Raw genomic sequence first — 14,284 nt, 5'->3', positions numbered from 1 at the left:
GGTTATCCTGGCGGACGTATTCTGCGCACTGGCACCGTTTCAGTTTTTCCCCCGCAGTAACAGGCAAAAGCGAATTCATGCGACTCGACAAATTCATATCTCAGCAACTGGAAGTTAGCCGTGCTATCGCTGGCCGCGAAATTCGCGCCAGAAAGATCACCATCAATGGCGAAATTGTGCGCGATACCGCGTACAAAGTGATGCCGGAAGATGATATTGCCTACGATGGCAACCCGCTGGTGGTACAGCAGGGGCCACGCTACTTTATGCTGAACAAGCCGCAGGGCTATGTCTGCTCCACAGACGATCCCGATCATCCCACTATCCTCTATTTTATTGAGGAGCCGTCAGCCTATAAGCTGCACGCCGCCGGCCGACTCGATATCGATACTACCGGTCTGGTGCTGCTGACGGATGATGGCCAGTGGTCGCATCGCATCACTTCACCCCGTCATCATTTAGAAAAAACCTATCTGGTTGAGGTGGAAGCGCCGCTCGATCCGGCACTGGTGGAGACGTTTGCTGCCGGTATCCAGCTGCACAATGAGAAGACGCTGACCAGGCCAGCCCGACTGGAGATCCTCGATGAAAAAGCGGCGCGACTGACAATCGGCGAAGGGCGCTATCATCAGGTTAAGCGCATGTTTGCCGCGATGGGGAACCATGTGGTTGCGCTCCATCGTGAAAGTATCGGCTCGATTGTGCTGGATGAGGCGCTGGAAGAGGGGGAATATCGCGAACTGACCCCCGAAGAGGTTGACAGCATCGGTCTGCCAGACGAACTGAAACAGCACAAATAACGGAGTACAAGGTGCGCAAGGAGAAAAACTCCCCGGCAGGATTAGTGGTGATTCTGGGATTGCTGGCGATGCTGATGCCGCTCTCCATTGATATGTATCTGCCCGCTATGCCGCAGATTGCCCGCGAATTTGCCGTCTCCGCAGGCAGCGTGCAGATGACGCTGAACCTCTACATCCTGGGCTTCGCTATCGGGCAGCTGGTGTATGGTCCGCTGGCGGACAGCTATGGCCGCAAGCCGGTCATCGTGCTGGGTACGCTAATTTTCGCCTGTGCCGCCGCCGCCTGCGCACTCTCCGGCTCTATCGATCAGCTGATCCTGATGCGCTTTTTGCACGGTCTCTCTGCCGCTGCCGCCAGCGTGGTGATCAACGCCCTGATGCGCGACAGTTATTCAAAAGAGGACTTCTCGCGCATGATGTCCTTTGTGCTACTGATCACCACAATCGCGCCGCTGGTGGCCCCGGTGCTGGGCGGCTGGCTGCTGCTTATCTGGAGCTGGCACGCTATTTTCTGGGCGCTGGCGATTGCGGCACTGATCACGACCGTGCTGGTGGTGACACAGGTGCGTGAGACCCTGAAGCCGGAGCAGCGTCAGCGCTTTCATCTGCGTACGATGCTGGGCAATTTTGTGGCGCTGGTACGGCATAAGCGGGTGTTCGGCTATATGCTGGCCAGCGGCTTCTCGTTTGCCGGCTTATTTGCGTTTCTCAACGCTGGTCCCTTTGTTTATATCGAGGTCAACCACGTATCGCCGCAGGATTTTGGCTACTACTTCGGCCTGAATATCATCTTTCTTTTTGTGATGACGCTGATTAACAGCCGCGCGGTGCGCCGTTTTGGTCCGCTGAAGATGTTTCGCCTGGGGCTGACCATTCAGTTTGCTATGGGCATCTGGCTGCTGATTGTCAGCGCGCTGCAGCTCGGCTTTCTGCCGCTGGTGCTGGGCGTGGCGATGTTTATCGGCTGCGTTTCTATTGTCTCCTCTAACGCCATGGCAATTGTACTCGATGAGTTTCCGCACATGGCGGGGACCGCCTCGTCGCTGGCAGGCACGCTGCGCTTTGGCGTCGGTGGTCTGGTGGGCGCGCTGCTGTCGCTGGTCAGTATGAACAGCGCATGGCCAATGGTAGCAACCATCGCGCTGTGCGCCACCCTTTCCATTATCCTGTTCAGCTACGCTGCCCGCCCGCGTAAAACCACCTGATTCCCGCAGGAGCCGCAAAAATTCGGCCCCTGCGTATATGCGGTGCTCCATTCCCTGCAGGGGCCGCATTCATGCGGCCCTGGCGTATTCATGCGCGCCCGGCATATTTCCCCTCTCAGGCAAAAAAAGAGAACCATGCTCGCTAAACGCCAGCCATTCGTTATGCTTAATGTTTCCGTGATGTGAAAATTTTTAGACAAAAAAGTAACGCTAATGCGTATAAACTGGTTGTCTGCATCTGGCGATCGCGGTACACATAAGCTTAACTGCGAGAATGCTCGCAAATAACGTATTTTTTCTATGATTTTGTATTTAAAACGCGAATGTCATCACTGACATCCGTTTTTTGATTTGAGGTGGGATTTCCGGCTGCGGGCACAGGGTTCAGGCCGGAAACAGGATTAACATCTTTGGGGAACACCATGCTGCAGCTCTCTGTTGTGCATCGTCTGCCACAGCTTTATCGCTGGTCTGCAGATCAGTTAGGCGAAATTGAACTTCTGGAAACCACCAGCGGCATTAACGATGAAGATCTGGTTGCGTTGAGATTACTGAGCCATGAAGGCACGCTGGCGCTGGATATTCTGCAGCAGCTGCGCGAAACGCTGGCGCAGATTCAGGTGGAGTGCAAAATTGCCCGTTGTGAAGGGCACCCCTGCCTGTTGATCCAGCGAATTAACGAAAGTGCTGCAAGCTGCTGCCTGAAAAATCAGGGCGTGGCCATTGCAGAAGATTTTAACGGACGCTGATCCCCGCCCCTCATTTGCTCATTTGCGCCGAGGCCAGCAGCTGGCGTGTATAAGCTGCCGCTGGCGCAGTGAACAGCACCGCGCTTTTTCCCTGTTCAACCACCTCTCCCTGCCGCAGAACCACCAGCTGATGACAGAGCGCGCGCACTACCTGCATATCATGGCTGATAAAAATATAGGTCAGCTGACGATCCGCCTGCAGGCGTCGCAGCAGCGTCAGGATCTGCTGCTGAACCGGACGATCCAGTGAGGAGGTCGGCTCATCAAGTATCAGCAGCTGTGGCTCAAGGATCAGCGCACGTGCAATCGCAATACGCTGCCGCTGCCCGCCGGAAAATGCTGCCGGATAGCGGCTGCGGCTGTCGGGATCGAGCCCGGTTTCCTGCATAACGGCAATAACGCGGGCATCCTGCTGCGCTGCGCTAAGCTCCGGCCGGTGTACCGCCAGACCTTCAGCAATAATCTGCTGCACCGTCATGCGCGGATTGAGCGAGGAGTGGGGATCCTGAAAAACGACCTGAATGCGCTGGCGCAGCGGCAGCAGCTCTCTGGCCGTCAGCTGATGCAGCGGCTGGCCGGCAAACCAGATCTCACCGCGTGCGGCGATAAGACGCAGCAGGGCCAGCCCCGTGCTGCTTTTGCCGGAGCCTGATTCACCTACCAGACCCAGGCTCTCGCCCTGATGCAGCGAAAAACTCAGCTGCTTAAGTATCTGCTTCTCCTCTGTTTTGCGCCTGAACCAGCCGCGTCGCAGCGGAAAACTTACCTGCAGATTGCGGACCTGAAGCAGCAGCGGTGTCGCTTTCAGCGGTACCGGTTCACCGGTGGGTTCAGCGGCAAGCAGTTCGCGCGTATAGGGGTGCCGGGGCTGCCGGAACAGCGCGGCGCAGCGATTCTGCTCCATCACGCGTCCGGCACGCATCACGGTAACGCTGTGTGCCAGCTGACGCACGATAGCGAGGTTATGGGTAATAAACAGCATGCCCATATTCAGCTCGCGCTGCAGTTCGCGCAGCAGCTGTAAAATCTGCTGCTGCACGGTCACATCCAGTGCCGTGGTGGGCTCATCGGCAATCAGCAGCTGCGGCTGCGTCAGCAGCGCCATGGCGATCATGACGCGCTGGCGCTCGCCTCCGGAGAGCTGATGAGGAAAATCGCGCAGGCGGCTCACCGGCTGCCGGATACCGACGCGATCGAGGCAGGCAACGATCTCGCCGCGTGCCGCTTCACGCCGCATGCCCCGGTGCAGCGCCAGCACTTCGTTCAGCTGTTTTTCAATCGTATGCAGCGGATTGAGCGACACCATCGGCTCCTGAAAAATCATCGCCATACGGTTGCCACGCAGGCCGCGCAGCGTGCGTTCGCTGGCTTGCAGCAGATCCTGACCCTGAAACAGAATTTCGCCCTGCGGATAACTTACCGCGGGCTGCGGCAGCAGGCGCATCACCGACTGAGCGGTCACGCTTTTCCCGCAGCCCGACTCTCCGACCAGCGCCAGCGTCTCGCCCGCCGCAAGGCGCAGTGAAACATCATGTACGACCCGCTGTTGCTGAAAAGCCACCGCAAGATGATTAATGGTTAACAGATCCACTCAGCCTCCCCGCGCCGGATCAAATGCATCGCGTACCGCCTCGCCGATAAAAATCAGCAGCGACAGCAGCAGCGCCAGCGCAATAAAACCGGACAGCCCGAGCCACGGTGCCTGCAGATTATTTTTGCCCTGCAGCAGCAGCTCGCCCAGTGAAGGCGCACCCACCGGCAAACCGAAACCGAGAAAATCGAGCGAGGTCAGGGTGGTAATGGCGCCGCACAAAATAAAGGGCAGCCAGGTCAGGGTCGCTACCAGCGCATTGGGCAGAATGTGGCGCAGCATAATACGGCTGTCGCTGACGCCAAGCGCACGGGCGGCACGCACATAATCGAAATTACGCGTGCGCAGAAACTCGGCCCGCACCACGCCGGCCAGACTCATCCAGCCAAACAGCACCGCCAGCAGCAGCAGCCACCAGAAGCCAGGCTGGATCACGCTGGAAAGCAGGATCAGCATAAACAGCGTTGGCATGCCAGACCAGACTTCAATCAGCCGCTGGCCGGCTAAGTCGATGCGGCCGCCAAAATAGCCCTGCAGCGCCCCGGTAATAATACCGATAACGCTGGAGAAGAGCGTCAGCAGCAGGCCAAATAGCAGAGAGACGCGGGTGCCATAGAGCAGGCGCGCCAGCACATCGCCCCCGCTGGCATCGGTGCCCAGCCAGTTTTGCGCCGACGGAGGCGAAGGGAAGGGCGAACGGGTCGCAAAGTTGATTGTGCTGTCGCTAAAGCGAATCGGGGCCCAGAGTGCCCAGCCCTGCTGCGCAATCCGCTGCTGCAGCCACGGATCCTGATAGTCGGCGGCGGTAGCAAATACGCCGCCGTAATCCTGTTCACTGTAATCAACCAGCAGCGGCACATACCAGCGCTGCTGGTAGCGCACCAGCAGCGGTTTTTCATTCGCCAGCAGCTCAGCGGCCAGTGACAACAGGAAAATTAGCAGAAAAAGCCACAGCGACCAGTAACCCCGGCGGTTGTGACAGAAACGCTGCCAGCGCTGGCGATGCACCGCAGAGAGAGCCATCAGCGCGCCTCAAAATCGATGCGTGGATCGACCAGCGTGTAGGTTAAATCGCTCACAATATTCATCAGCAGGCCAATCAGCGTAAAGATGTAGAGCGTGCCAAACATCACCGGATAGTCACGCTGGATAGTGGCATCATAGCCCAGCAGCCCGAGGCCATTCAGAGAAAACATAACTTCGATTAGCACCGAACTGGTAAAAAACAGGCTGATGAACGTGGCCGGAAAGCCGGCGATCACCAGCAGCATGGCGTTACGAAACACGTGACCATAAAGGATACGTTTTTCATCCAGGCCTTTGGCGCGCGCGGTCATGACATACTGCTTGCGGATTTCATCCAGAAACGCATTTTTTGTCAGCATGGTAAGCGTGGCAAATCCGCCGATAACCGTGGCCAGCACCGGCAGCGCAATGTGCCAGAAGTAGTCGAGGGCTTTGCCATACCACGGCAGCGAGGCAAACTGCGGAGAGGTAAGACCGCGCAGCGGAAACCAGTCGAAATAGCTGCCGCCGGCAAACAGCACGATCAACATGATGGCAAAAATAAAGGCCGGAATAGCGTAGCCAATAATAATCAGCAGGCTGCTCAGGCCGTCGAAACGGCTGCCGTGATGCACCGCTTTCCGGATCCCGAGCGGAATGGAGACCAGATAGATAATCAGGGTGCTCCAGAGTCCCAGGCTGACAGAAACCGGCAGGCTCTCTTTGATCAGCTGCAGCACCGGGGCGCTGCGAAACAGGCTATCGCCAAAGTCAAAGCGCAGATAGTTCCACAGCATCTCGCCATAGCGCTGCAGCAGCGGCTTATCAAAGCCGTATCGCCGGGTGATCTCAGCAATCACTTCCGGATCGAGGCCGCGTGCACCGCGATACTGATTGTCACCCGGATTGTCGCGCAGCGACGCACCGCGCGCGCTGCTGTCGCTGCTGCCCGGCAGCCCGGTGGTATAGCCAAACTGAATAGTGGCCAGCGCCTGATCGACCGGGCCGCCAGGTGCTAACTGCACAATAAAAAAATTCAGCGTGATAATCGCCCAGAGGGTCGGGATCACCAGCAATACTCTGCGCAGCAGATAAGCACCCAAGCCAGCCTCCCTAACGTCGATCGGCCGGCAGCCGCCCGGCTTTATTGACATCGTACCACCAGTTTTCCAGCCCGGTTGCGAAAGCGGGCCGGACGGCGGGATAAGCATATTTATTCCAGTAAGCCAGGCGCTGCTCAGCGCTAAACCACATCGGTATCATATACGCCTGCCAGAGCAGAATGCGATCCAGCGCCTGACCCAGCGGCAGCAGCGCCTGCTCATCGCCCTGGTGCGCCACAATCTCTTTGATAAAGTGATCGACCACGGGATCTTTAACGCGCGCGCTGTTCCACGATGAGTCGATATACTCTGACTGCCAGTTCACGCGCAGGCTGGCAGCAGGCCACGGCGCAGCCGGATAGAGCGTCTGAATCATATCGTAGTCGCCTTCGCGCAGCCGGCGCAGAAACTGTGAGTTGTCGACCTGGCGCAGGGTGGCCGTGATGCCCAGCCGGGCCAGACTGTGCTGCCAGGGCAGCGCCCACTCATTCTGCGCGCCGCTGCGCAGCAGGATCTCAAACCGGAACGGTTCACCGCTCTGGCGATTGACCAGCTTCCGGTTGCGGATCTCCCAGCCCGCCTCTTCCAGCAGCTGCATCGCCCGCAGCAAATTAGCCCGGTTATAGCCGCTGCCATCCGAGCGCGGTGGCGTATAGATTTCACTGAAGAGGGCAGGCGGCAGCTGCGCTTTCCACGGCGCCAGCAGCTGCAGCTGTGCCGCGTCGGGATAGCCGGCAGCCGCATATTCTGTGTTCTGAAAATAGCTGCCGGGGCGGCGCCACGCGTGGTAAAACAACGCCTTATTCATCCACTCAAAATCAAAGGCCAGCGTTAACGCCGCGCGTACCCGGCGATCGGCAAACAGCGTTTTTTGATTATTAAAGGCGAGCCAGCGGGTATCCGTAGCGGCGTCCTGAGGCGTGGTCAGTTTTACGATTGTCTGTTCTGCAAATGGCCCGCCCTTATACTGCGTCGCCCACTTTTTTCCCGACAGCTCTTCGCGCAAATCGTAAGCGCCCGCCCTGAAAGCTTCAAAAGCGACGTTGTCATCGAGATAGTAGTCGTAGCGCAGCGTATCCAGATTAAAGCGTCCGCGATTGACCGGCAGATCGGCGGCCCAGTAATCCTTTACCCGACTGTACTGCACAAACTGGCCCGCCTTATAGGCAGAGATCCGGTAGGGGCCGCTGGAGAGCGGCGGGTAGCCAAGCGGCTCATTAAATTTGCGGCTCTGCCAGAACGCTTGCGGCAGCACGGGCAGCGTCAGCCAGCTCAGGATGCGATCTTTATCCGGTCGCGGTGGCGTGATGCGCACCGTAAGGCGATTGAGTGCGGTGACTTCCGTGCCGCGGAACGCGACGCGAAACTGCGGAACGCCTTCGCGCATCAGCTTCTGAAAAGTAAAGGCCACATCGCGGGCGGTGATAGGCGTGCCATCCTGAAAGCGGGCGTGTGGATTGAGGGTAACCTCCATCCAGCGGTAATCCTGAGGATAGCGTGCCACTTCAGCAATCAGCGGATAGTAGCTGGCGGGCTCATCATCTGAGGTGGTAAACAGCGAATCGTAGAGTGTCTCTGTGCCGGCGGCCGGATTTCCGCGTGAAGCAAAGCGGTTGAAGTTATCAAACGTACCGACCACCGCCAGCGTCATGCTGCCGCCTTTCGGGGCAGCGGGATCGGCATAAGCGTAGTGGGTAAAGTTGACCGCGTAGCGCGGCACCCCCAGCTTTGCAAACGCATAGCCTTCACGTACCGGCTCAGCGCGCAGCGGCGTCAGCACGCAGCAGAGCAGCAGAGTTATCAGACGCAGCATAAGTGAAATACTCTCCCGAATAGTCTGTGCTTCAGATCGGCCGGTAAGCGTGTTAAGCCACCTTACCCGAAACGCGGAAAGTTTTGATAGTAGCTGATCAACTTTTCCGGCCGCAGCGGCCGGCTGAACAGGTAGCCCTGCAAATGCGTCACGCCGCGGCTGACCAGCCAGCTGGCCTGTTCGTGCGTCTCCACGCCCTCCGCCACCGTTTTGAGATTGAGCTTCTTAGCCAGCAGCAGCACGGCGTCCAGCACCGGCGAGGTCAGCGTCTCGGTGCCGATACTCTGAACAAATCCCCGATCTATCTTCAGATAATCAAACGGATACTTTTCCAGATAGATCAGCGCGCTGTGTCCGGTGCCAAAATCATCGATGGCAATGCTGAACTGGTTAGCGCGCAGCCAGGCAAACACCTCTCCGGCGTTGGCTTCTTTCACCATGGTGCGCTCGGTGATCTCAAACACATAGCTGAAGTGGTCCGCAGGCATTGCGGCAATCCACGTCTGAACGTCGTGACGAAAGCTGTCGGCGGCAAGGTGCAGCGGGGAGAGGTTCAGGCTCAGACGCGTACCGCGCGGCAGCTGCTGGCTCAGGCTATGCGCATCGCGCGCGACCAGGCAAAACAGATGCCGGGTGAGCGGAATAATCAGGTTCTGCGCTTCGGCATAGCTGATGAACACATCGGGCGGGATCGTGCCCTCTATGGGATGCGCCCAGCGCAGCAGCGCTTCTACGCCGTAGGGTTGACCGTTATGCGCCATGATTAACGGCTGATATTCAACGTAGAACTGCCCGCGCCGGATTGCCAGCATGATCTCGCGCGCCGGGCGCTGGTGGCGGTTAAGCAGCACGCCGGTCAGACAGCCGATCATCAGCGCAAACAGGACGCCGGTCAGCAGCGTCATTTGATAGTCGCGCGTTGCCAGCGTGCTGCCATAGAGAACAAAGCGGATATCACTCTGCGGCAGCGTAAGGGCGGTCAGTCCGGCTGGCAGGTCGCGGCGCGGAATAGCGTGGCTGACGTCGCTCTTCAGCGCATTGTTGCCAATAACCAGCGCCATGCCGGTGATTTCAGGGTGATAAGAGGCGAGCAGCTGGTAGGGCGCAAGAGAGAGATTTACCGTTGTCAGGATGCCGCTCTCTGCGCCGCCGGGATACTTGAGCCACAGCGCCAGCGCCGGACGCGACGGCAGCAGCGGGGTGCCCGGCAGCAGCCGTATATCGCGATCGCTCTCCAGCTCGGTGGCGGGTGAAATCTCACTAACAGGCAGCCTGAAGGCGCCGGTGGCCGATGAGCACCAGGCGAGGCCGTCCCGCACCAGCAGAATCGCGCGGATATTATCTGCAAAGGCGGCACGCGAGGTGAGTTCACGGCTGACGCTGTTGCAATCCAGCATCGTATACTGCTGCAGCGGACGCAGCGTGTCGGTCAGCGTTGCGAGCATCTGCTGCAGGTCGTCCGCGCTGTGCTGCAGCAGCAGTTCATGCTGCTGCTGGCGTTTATGCCAGGTCAGCGTAAGCAGTATAGTGATAAAAAGAGTAAACGAAACCATGCCTGCCAGCGCACTCTTCCGGAACAGACGGCGCATGTGCGTAGCGTGCGGTTTCAGCGTCCGCGACAGTGGCATGGTGTCAATGTTCCTGATATTGCCATGTGAGTAAACCGTCTGAGGCTGCACCGGAGAGGCTGTGAGAATATAACGAGGATGCCAGGAAAGTCTTGTTATATTTCTGATTACCAACCGGATTTCAGCGGAGTAGATATCCGCAATAAAAAAACGCTGCCGGGGCAGCGTTTCTGTTTTCTCTGGCTGAGAGAATCATCGGAGAGAGGGGTTAGCTTTGATTTTTAGCCAGAACCCGTCGTGCTTCGCGGTAGCGCGTCTTCCAGTAGCTGTCATTGAGATTTGAAATCATGACGCCGCTGCTGGTAGAAGCGTGGACAAAGTTATCATTGCCCAGATAAATGCCGACGTGTCGCCCGGTTGAGCCGGCGCGGAACAGCACTAAATCACCCGGACGCAGTTTACCGCGTGAAATGCCTTTGCCCGTATCCTGCTGCTCATAGGTTGAGCGGGGCAGTTCCAGACCAAACTGGTCGCGAAAGGTGCGCTGAACAAAAGCAGAACAGTCGATGCCACGTTTGGTGTCACCGCCTAAGCGATAGCGAACACCTTTCCAGTCGCTGTACTGTTCCATGATGCGGGACTTGATGTCCACATTCTGCACCATTTGTTCAAATTCGTCCTGAGACGCCTGAAGTAAAAAACCATTGTGGTTGTTAACTTCATGATTCTCGTTTTTCGCATTCTGGCCGTTATGGCTGCTGCTACATGCTGATAAAAGTGTTGCTAATGCTACCGCGGGAATGATCCGCCTGAGGTATCTCAGAATTGGTTGAGACTTGACCATTATACGTGTGTTCCTTCGATGTCCTTACGACAGAATGTCGCCAGCCAGATGACAAAACGGGTTGAGATTAATAAGTACAGCGGTCTAAGACAAATCCTTAATTACTAAAATGTGTTAATGCACACATTTTTCGCTCAGTTTGCCACCACATTTTATGCTGCACCAGGGTAATCGAGCTTGAGGTTAACTGATTACAGACCCCGTGGCGAGTGGTTTTATATAAATTTCTATAGGTTTTTTTGATGTAAATTAAAACATTCACTGAACGGCTACTTTATCACCAATCGGGCGTAATTAATGCGCAAATAAGCGGCGGCTTAAGCAGGTAATTCCGGCGTTAGCGCTGATTTTCAGCGGGTTCTGACTGGACAGGGGATAATAAGAGAAAATGTTAAGGCTTGTTTGCCATCATGTTTTCTTTTGATGGCAAACTGTTAGGTTGCTAATAGTTTTTTTAAACATTCGATAAGCGCAGGCGGGTCACTTTTTGCTCTCCGGTTACCTGCGCTAAACAATTACCCGCGTGGCTTATATTTGCCAGGCAGCGTGCGATATAGCCACGCCACCAGTTTGTCGCTGGCCGGCGTTAATAACCACCAGCTCAGTCCAACTAATATTACCGACAGCGAACCCACGGCAATATCGGTAAACCAGTGGGCGCCGGCCATTATGCGCGGCAGGGCAAACAGCACCACAATCAGCACGCCGGTTAAAAATGCCCGGAAGCCGAAATAGCGCCACATAAAGCAGGCAAAAATAATCAGCATCATGCCGTGGTCGCCAGGAAAACTGTCGCGCGAGGCATCCTTTGCCGGAATACCGGTGAGTTCACTGACGCGATGGACGTTATCAAAAAACAGCGTCGGGCTGGCGTGTTTCACCGGCAGCAGATGTCCCAGCTGGTTAAGTAAAACTGCCGTCAGCAGCATAGTTATCCCGATAGCCAGCATACGACGACGGCCTTCAGGCGTTTCGCGTCGCCAGAAGGCGAGGTAGAGCAGCCCCATCGCCAGCAGTGAAACCGCATCAAAACCGCGATAGTTGGTAATCGCCACCAGGACGGCAAATGCGTGGTGATCGACCATCAGATCGTTGAAGCTGAAAAAGATCCCTTTATCGATAGTGAACCAGAAACCGTGATTGGCTGGCAGATACCACGAGAGAAATAGCATCACACCCAGCGCATTAAGCAGCAGGATGGTGACAAGACGTGTTGCGCGCATAAAAAGTAACACCCAAAAAGTGAAATAACGGGCAAACCTATCGCAATTAATTTAAACGAATCTTCAACAGCGAGGTCTGCAGAGCATTCCAGTCGGCTGGCTGATGATGGATCAGTTCAATACGGCTGTCGGGAGGCGCGACCGGACGGGTTTCAATAAACAGATCGTCCCCCTGTCGGTTAACGTTCACCAGGCCATCTGGCGTACGCAGCACGCCTTTTACCCGATCGACCGGCGCACGTCGCGCCCATTCCAGCAGTGGAATGGTATCAAACTGCGTCTCTTCATCGAAAATCCAGCCACACGAAGCATAGCCCTGACCTTCATTTAACGCACGCCGCCAGCGCGCCTGACCCTCCAGTTTCAGCGCCGCCAGTCCCTGCGGGCGGGTGCTGTGAGCGTGGTGGAGTGCGTCCGGAACCGGGCGATCGTGTTGTGCAGGGTGTGTCAGCAGCGCCGGGTCTATTTTCCCCCAGGCTGTCTCTGTCAGCAGGCGATCGCCCAGATTGTCCCGCTGCCAGTCCGCCAGACGCTGGCGATCTTCCGGCTGCCAGCGATCGCTTTTACTGGCGACGATAATGTCAGCGGCAGTGAGCTGATCGCGAAAATTTTCGTTTGCGGCCACGCGCGCATCAGCAAGCTGACGCGGATCGAGCAGCGTCAGCGTCGCATCCACCGTTATCCATGGCTGATAGACGGCGGCGCGCAGCATATTAAGTAACTGTTTGGGATGGCCAAGGCCGGTGGGTTCGATAATCAGACGATCGGGCCTCGCCTGTTTCAGCAGCATATTAAGCCCGACCTGCAGCGGCAGACCGTTAACGCAGCACATGCAGCCGCCGGGGATCTCTTTTAGTTCAGCGCCGCGGTTGGCCAGCAGGGCGCCGTCTATACCGACTTCGCCAAACTCATTGACCAGAATAGCCCATTTTTCATCGGCCGGTTTATGCGCAAGCAGATGCAGCAGCGTGGTGGTTTTACCGCTGCCGAGAAAGCCGGTAATGAGGTTGACGCGCGTCATAGTTTCTCCCTGTGGCCTGCTGCTGTCTGGCAGGCAGTGAACTGAGCGCGCGGCCGGTAACGCGGGCCGCGCCGGATGTTGTTATAGTATAACAACCTGCCGGGCGCGGACAACGCAGCGATCAGTCAGCGCGGCTCATATAGCGTCGTTCAGCTACGTGAATGCGAATACGGTCGCCGTTGCTGAGGTATTCAGGCACCTGCACCGAGAGGCCGGTACTCATCACCGCGGGTTTGGTGCGCGCGCTGGCAGAGGCGCCTTTGATGCCGGGCGTGGTATCAGCAATCACCATATCCACCGTCTGCGGCAGCTCCAGCGCCAGTACCTGGCCCTCCATCGTCAGCACCTGCATACCGGGAATACCGCCCTCCGGGATAAACAGCAGCTCTTCGGCAATCTGCTCCTGCTTAAAGTTGTAGGGCGTGTAATCTTCATCATCCATAAAGACATATTCGTCGCCGTCGATATAAGAGAAGGTCACCGGGCGACGGCTCAGCTGAATGGCATCGATAATATCGTCGCCTTTAAACCGCTCTTCGACCTTGAGGCCGGTACGCACATCGGTAAACCGCATTTTATAGAGCGTGGCTGCACCGCGTGCGCTGGGACTCTGCACATCAATATCCTTCACCAGCAACAGCTTGCCGTTCCAGGTCACGGCCATTCCTTTTTTAATTTCGTTTGCCTTAGGCATGATGTTATTTACTCAGAAAAGAGAGGTGCGCGTCACGTTACGCGCGCGACCGGAAACAGGCAAGTAAGGCCCTGTAAAATTGTTATCTGCACATAGCTTTCAGCAGGCGGGGCTGCTATTGTCGCCGCGAAATCTCTGCCGGAGCGCTTCATGTTATGCCGCGACCAGTGCGGTGCCTGCTGCACCGCGCCCTCAATTTCTTCGCCTATTCCGGGTATGCCTCATGGCAAGCCCGCCAATACGCCCTGCGTTCAGCTGGATGCGCAGCAGCGCTGCCAGCTGTTTGGTTCGCCGCTGCGTCCGGCCGTCTGTGCTGGCCTGCAGCCTGGACCGGAAATGTGTGGCAGCAGCCGGGATGACGCAATGATTTATCTGCTGCAGCTTGAGGCAGAGACGGCACCCTGAAAAGCTGTAAGCCTGCTGAAAATCTGCCCCACCCGCCGCCTTTACTTTCAGCAAACTCATCAGCTGAGGCGTGCGAAAAATCTTAATTTCCCGATGAAGTGTGCGTAGCGTCAAAGATCTGTTCTTTGGTTTACGCATTTTCTTGCCTCGAAGAGCCGCCTGTACCATATTCCCTGAAACGTTTCAGCGTTGTAGTTGCGGCTAAGTGGCTGTGATGCAGCGTGTTTTTTCGCCATTAAGCTGAAACGATTCAATTCAGCAAG

At 56.8% G+C, this 14,284-nt stretch carries 13 protein-coding genes; 4 read left to right on the top strand and 9 right to left on the bottom strand.

Translation table 11 applies throughout. From position 1 onward, the window contains the following. The first annotated feature begins 77 nt into the window (after positions 1 to 77). The 3 genes from rsuA to B4M48_RS12200 all read left to right on the top strand — a co-directional run bounded on the left by rsuA (position 78) and on the right by B4M48_RS12200 (position 2,754). Complete coding sequence (rsuA, locus tag B4M48_RS12210; protein ID WP_039385498.1) at positions 78 to 800, top strand: 16S rRNA pseudouridine(516) synthase RsuA; 723 nt, start codon at positions 78 to 80, stop codon at positions 798 to 800. Positions 801 to 811: 11 nt separating this feature from the next. Further along, positions 812 to 2,005, top strand: coding sequence for a Bcr/CflA family multidrug efflux MFS transporter (locus B4M48_RS12205; protein WP_039385496.1), 1,194 nt, complete (start codon positions 812 to 814; stop codon positions 2,003 to 2,005). Between the two features lie 422 nt (positions 2,006 to 2,427). Next, positions 2,428 to 2,754, top strand: coding sequence for a hypothetical protein (locus B4M48_RS12200; RefSeq protein ID WP_071668046.1), 327 nt, complete (start codon positions 2,428 to 2,430; stop codon positions 2,752 to 2,754). Positions 2,755 to 2,764: 10 nt separating this feature from the next. Here the strand turns inward: B4M48_RS12200 and yejF are convergent, their stop codons facing one another. The 9 genes from yejF to yeiP form a co-directional block, all read right to left on the bottom strand. After that, positions 2,765 to 4,345 carry a microcin C ABC transporter ATP-binding protein YejF gene (gene yejF, locus B4M48_RS12195; RefSeq protein WP_104085216.1) on the bottom strand — a complete coding sequence of 527 codons (1,581 nt, stop codon included), beginning with the start codon at positions 4,343 to 4,345 and terminating at the stop codon, positions 2,765 to 2,767. Further along, on the bottom strand, positions 4,346 to 5,368 hold the full coding sequence (locus B4M48_RS12190; protein ID WP_250341199.1) for an ABC transporter permease: 1,023 nt from the start codon (positions 5,366 to 5,368) through the stop codon (positions 4,346 to 4,348). Further along, positions 5,368 to 6,453, bottom strand: a complete 1,086-nt coding sequence (locus tag B4M48_RS12185) for a microcin C ABC transporter permease YejB (protein ID WP_071668043.1) — start codon at positions 6,451 to 6,453, stop codon at positions 5,368 to 5,370. The genes B4M48_RS12190 and B4M48_RS12185 overlap by 1 nt, the downstream gene beginning before the upstream one ends. A gap of 10 nt (positions 6,454 to 6,463) precedes the next feature. Further along, positions 6,464 to 8,266 (bottom strand): extracellular solute-binding protein, encoded by a 1,803-nt coding sequence (locus B4M48_RS12180; protein ID WP_071668042.1) that lies wholly within the window; start codon positions 8,264 to 8,266, stop codon positions 6,464 to 6,466. A gap of 62 nt (positions 8,267 to 8,328) precedes the next feature. Next, positions 8,329 to 9,894, bottom strand: a complete 1,566-nt coding sequence (locus B4M48_RS12175; RefSeq protein ID WP_071668041.1) for a cyclic di-GMP phosphodiesterase — start codon at positions 9,892 to 9,894, stop codon at positions 8,329 to 8,331. A gap of 208 nt (positions 9,895 to 10,102) precedes the next feature. Beyond that, entirely contained in the window at positions 10,103 to 10,678 is a 576-nt protein-coding gene (gene mepS / locus B4M48_RS12170; protein WP_071668040.1) for a bifunctional murein DD-endopeptidase/murein LD-carboxypeptidase, read from the bottom strand. 515 nt (positions 10,679 to 11,193) lie between these two features. After that, positions 11,194 to 11,901 carry a phosphatase PAP2 family protein gene (locus tag B4M48_RS12165; protein WP_071668039.1) on the bottom strand — a complete coding sequence of 236 codons (708 nt, stop codon included), beginning with the start codon at positions 11,899 to 11,901 and terminating at the stop codon, positions 11,194 to 11,196. Positions 11,902 to 11,947: 46 nt separating this feature from the next. Then, positions 11,948 to 12,922 (bottom strand): CobW family GTP-binding protein, encoded by a 975-nt coding sequence (locus tag B4M48_RS12160; protein ID WP_071668038.1) that lies wholly within the window; start codon positions 12,920 to 12,922, stop codon positions 11,948 to 11,950. 121 nt (positions 12,923 to 13,043) lie between these two features. Continuing rightward, entirely contained in the window at positions 13,044 to 13,616 is a 573-nt protein-coding gene (gene yeiP, locus B4M48_RS12155) for an elongation factor P-like protein YeiP (protein ID WP_065648868.1), read from the bottom strand. Between the two features lie 150 nt (positions 13,617 to 13,766). On the opposite strand from yeiP, the gene B4M48_RS12150 reads away from it, so the two are divergent. Next, a complete protein-coding gene (locus B4M48_RS12150; protein WP_071668037.1) occupies positions 13,767 to 14,021 on the top strand; it encodes a YkgJ family cysteine cluster protein in 255 nt (84 codons plus the stop codon). The last annotated feature ends 263 nt before the right edge of the window (positions 14,022 to 14,284 follow it).

The sequence above is a fragment of the Pantoea sp. UBA6567 genome, from assembly GCF_002434165.1.
Classification (GTDB): domain Bacteria; phylum Pseudomonadota; class Gammaproteobacteria; order Enterobacterales; family Enterobacteriaceae; genus Pantoea; species Pantoea eucrina.
The sequence above is the reverse complement of the archived record's forward strand: the minus strand, read 5'-3'. Positions and strand labels throughout refer to the sequence as shown.

Coding starts and splice junctions, on each gene's coding strand:
- rsuA (WP_039385498.1), top strand. CDS start 78: ATGCGACTCGACAAATTCATATCTCAGCAACTGGAAGTTAGCCGTGCT.
- B4M48_RS12200 (WP_071668046.1), top strand. CDS start 2,428: ATGCTGCAGCTCTCTGTTGTGCATCGTCTGCCACAGCTTTATCGCTGG.
- B4M48_RS12190 (WP_250341199.1), bottom strand. CDS start 5,368: ATGGCTCTCTCTGCGGTGCATCGCCAGCGCTGGCAGCGTTTCTGTCAC.
- B4M48_RS12180 (WP_071668042.1), bottom strand. CDS start 8,266: ATGCTGCGTCTGATAACTCTGCTGCTCTGCTGCGTGCTGACGCCGCTG.
- B4M48_RS12175 (WP_071668041.1), bottom strand. CDS start 9,894: ATGCCACTGTCGCGGACGCTGAAACCGCACGCTACGCACATGCGCCGT.
- mepS (WP_071668040.1), bottom strand. CDS start 10,678: ATGGTCAAGTCTCAACCAATTCTGAGATACCTCAGGCGGATCATTCCC.
- B4M48_RS12165 (WP_071668039.1), bottom strand. CDS start 11,901: ATGCGCGCAACACGTCTTGTCACCATCCTGCTGCTTAATGCGCTGGGT.
- B4M48_RS12160 (WP_071668038.1), bottom strand. CDS start 12,922: ATGACGCGCGTCAACCTCATTACCGGCTTTCTCGGCAGCGGTAAAACC.
- yeiP (WP_065648868.1), bottom strand. CDS start 13,616: ATGCCTAAGGCAAACGAAATTAAAAAAGGAATGGCCGTGACCTGGAAC.
- B4M48_RS12150 (WP_071668037.1), top strand. CDS start 13,767: ATGTTATGCCGCGACCAGTGCGGTGCCTGCTGCACCGCGCCCTCAATT.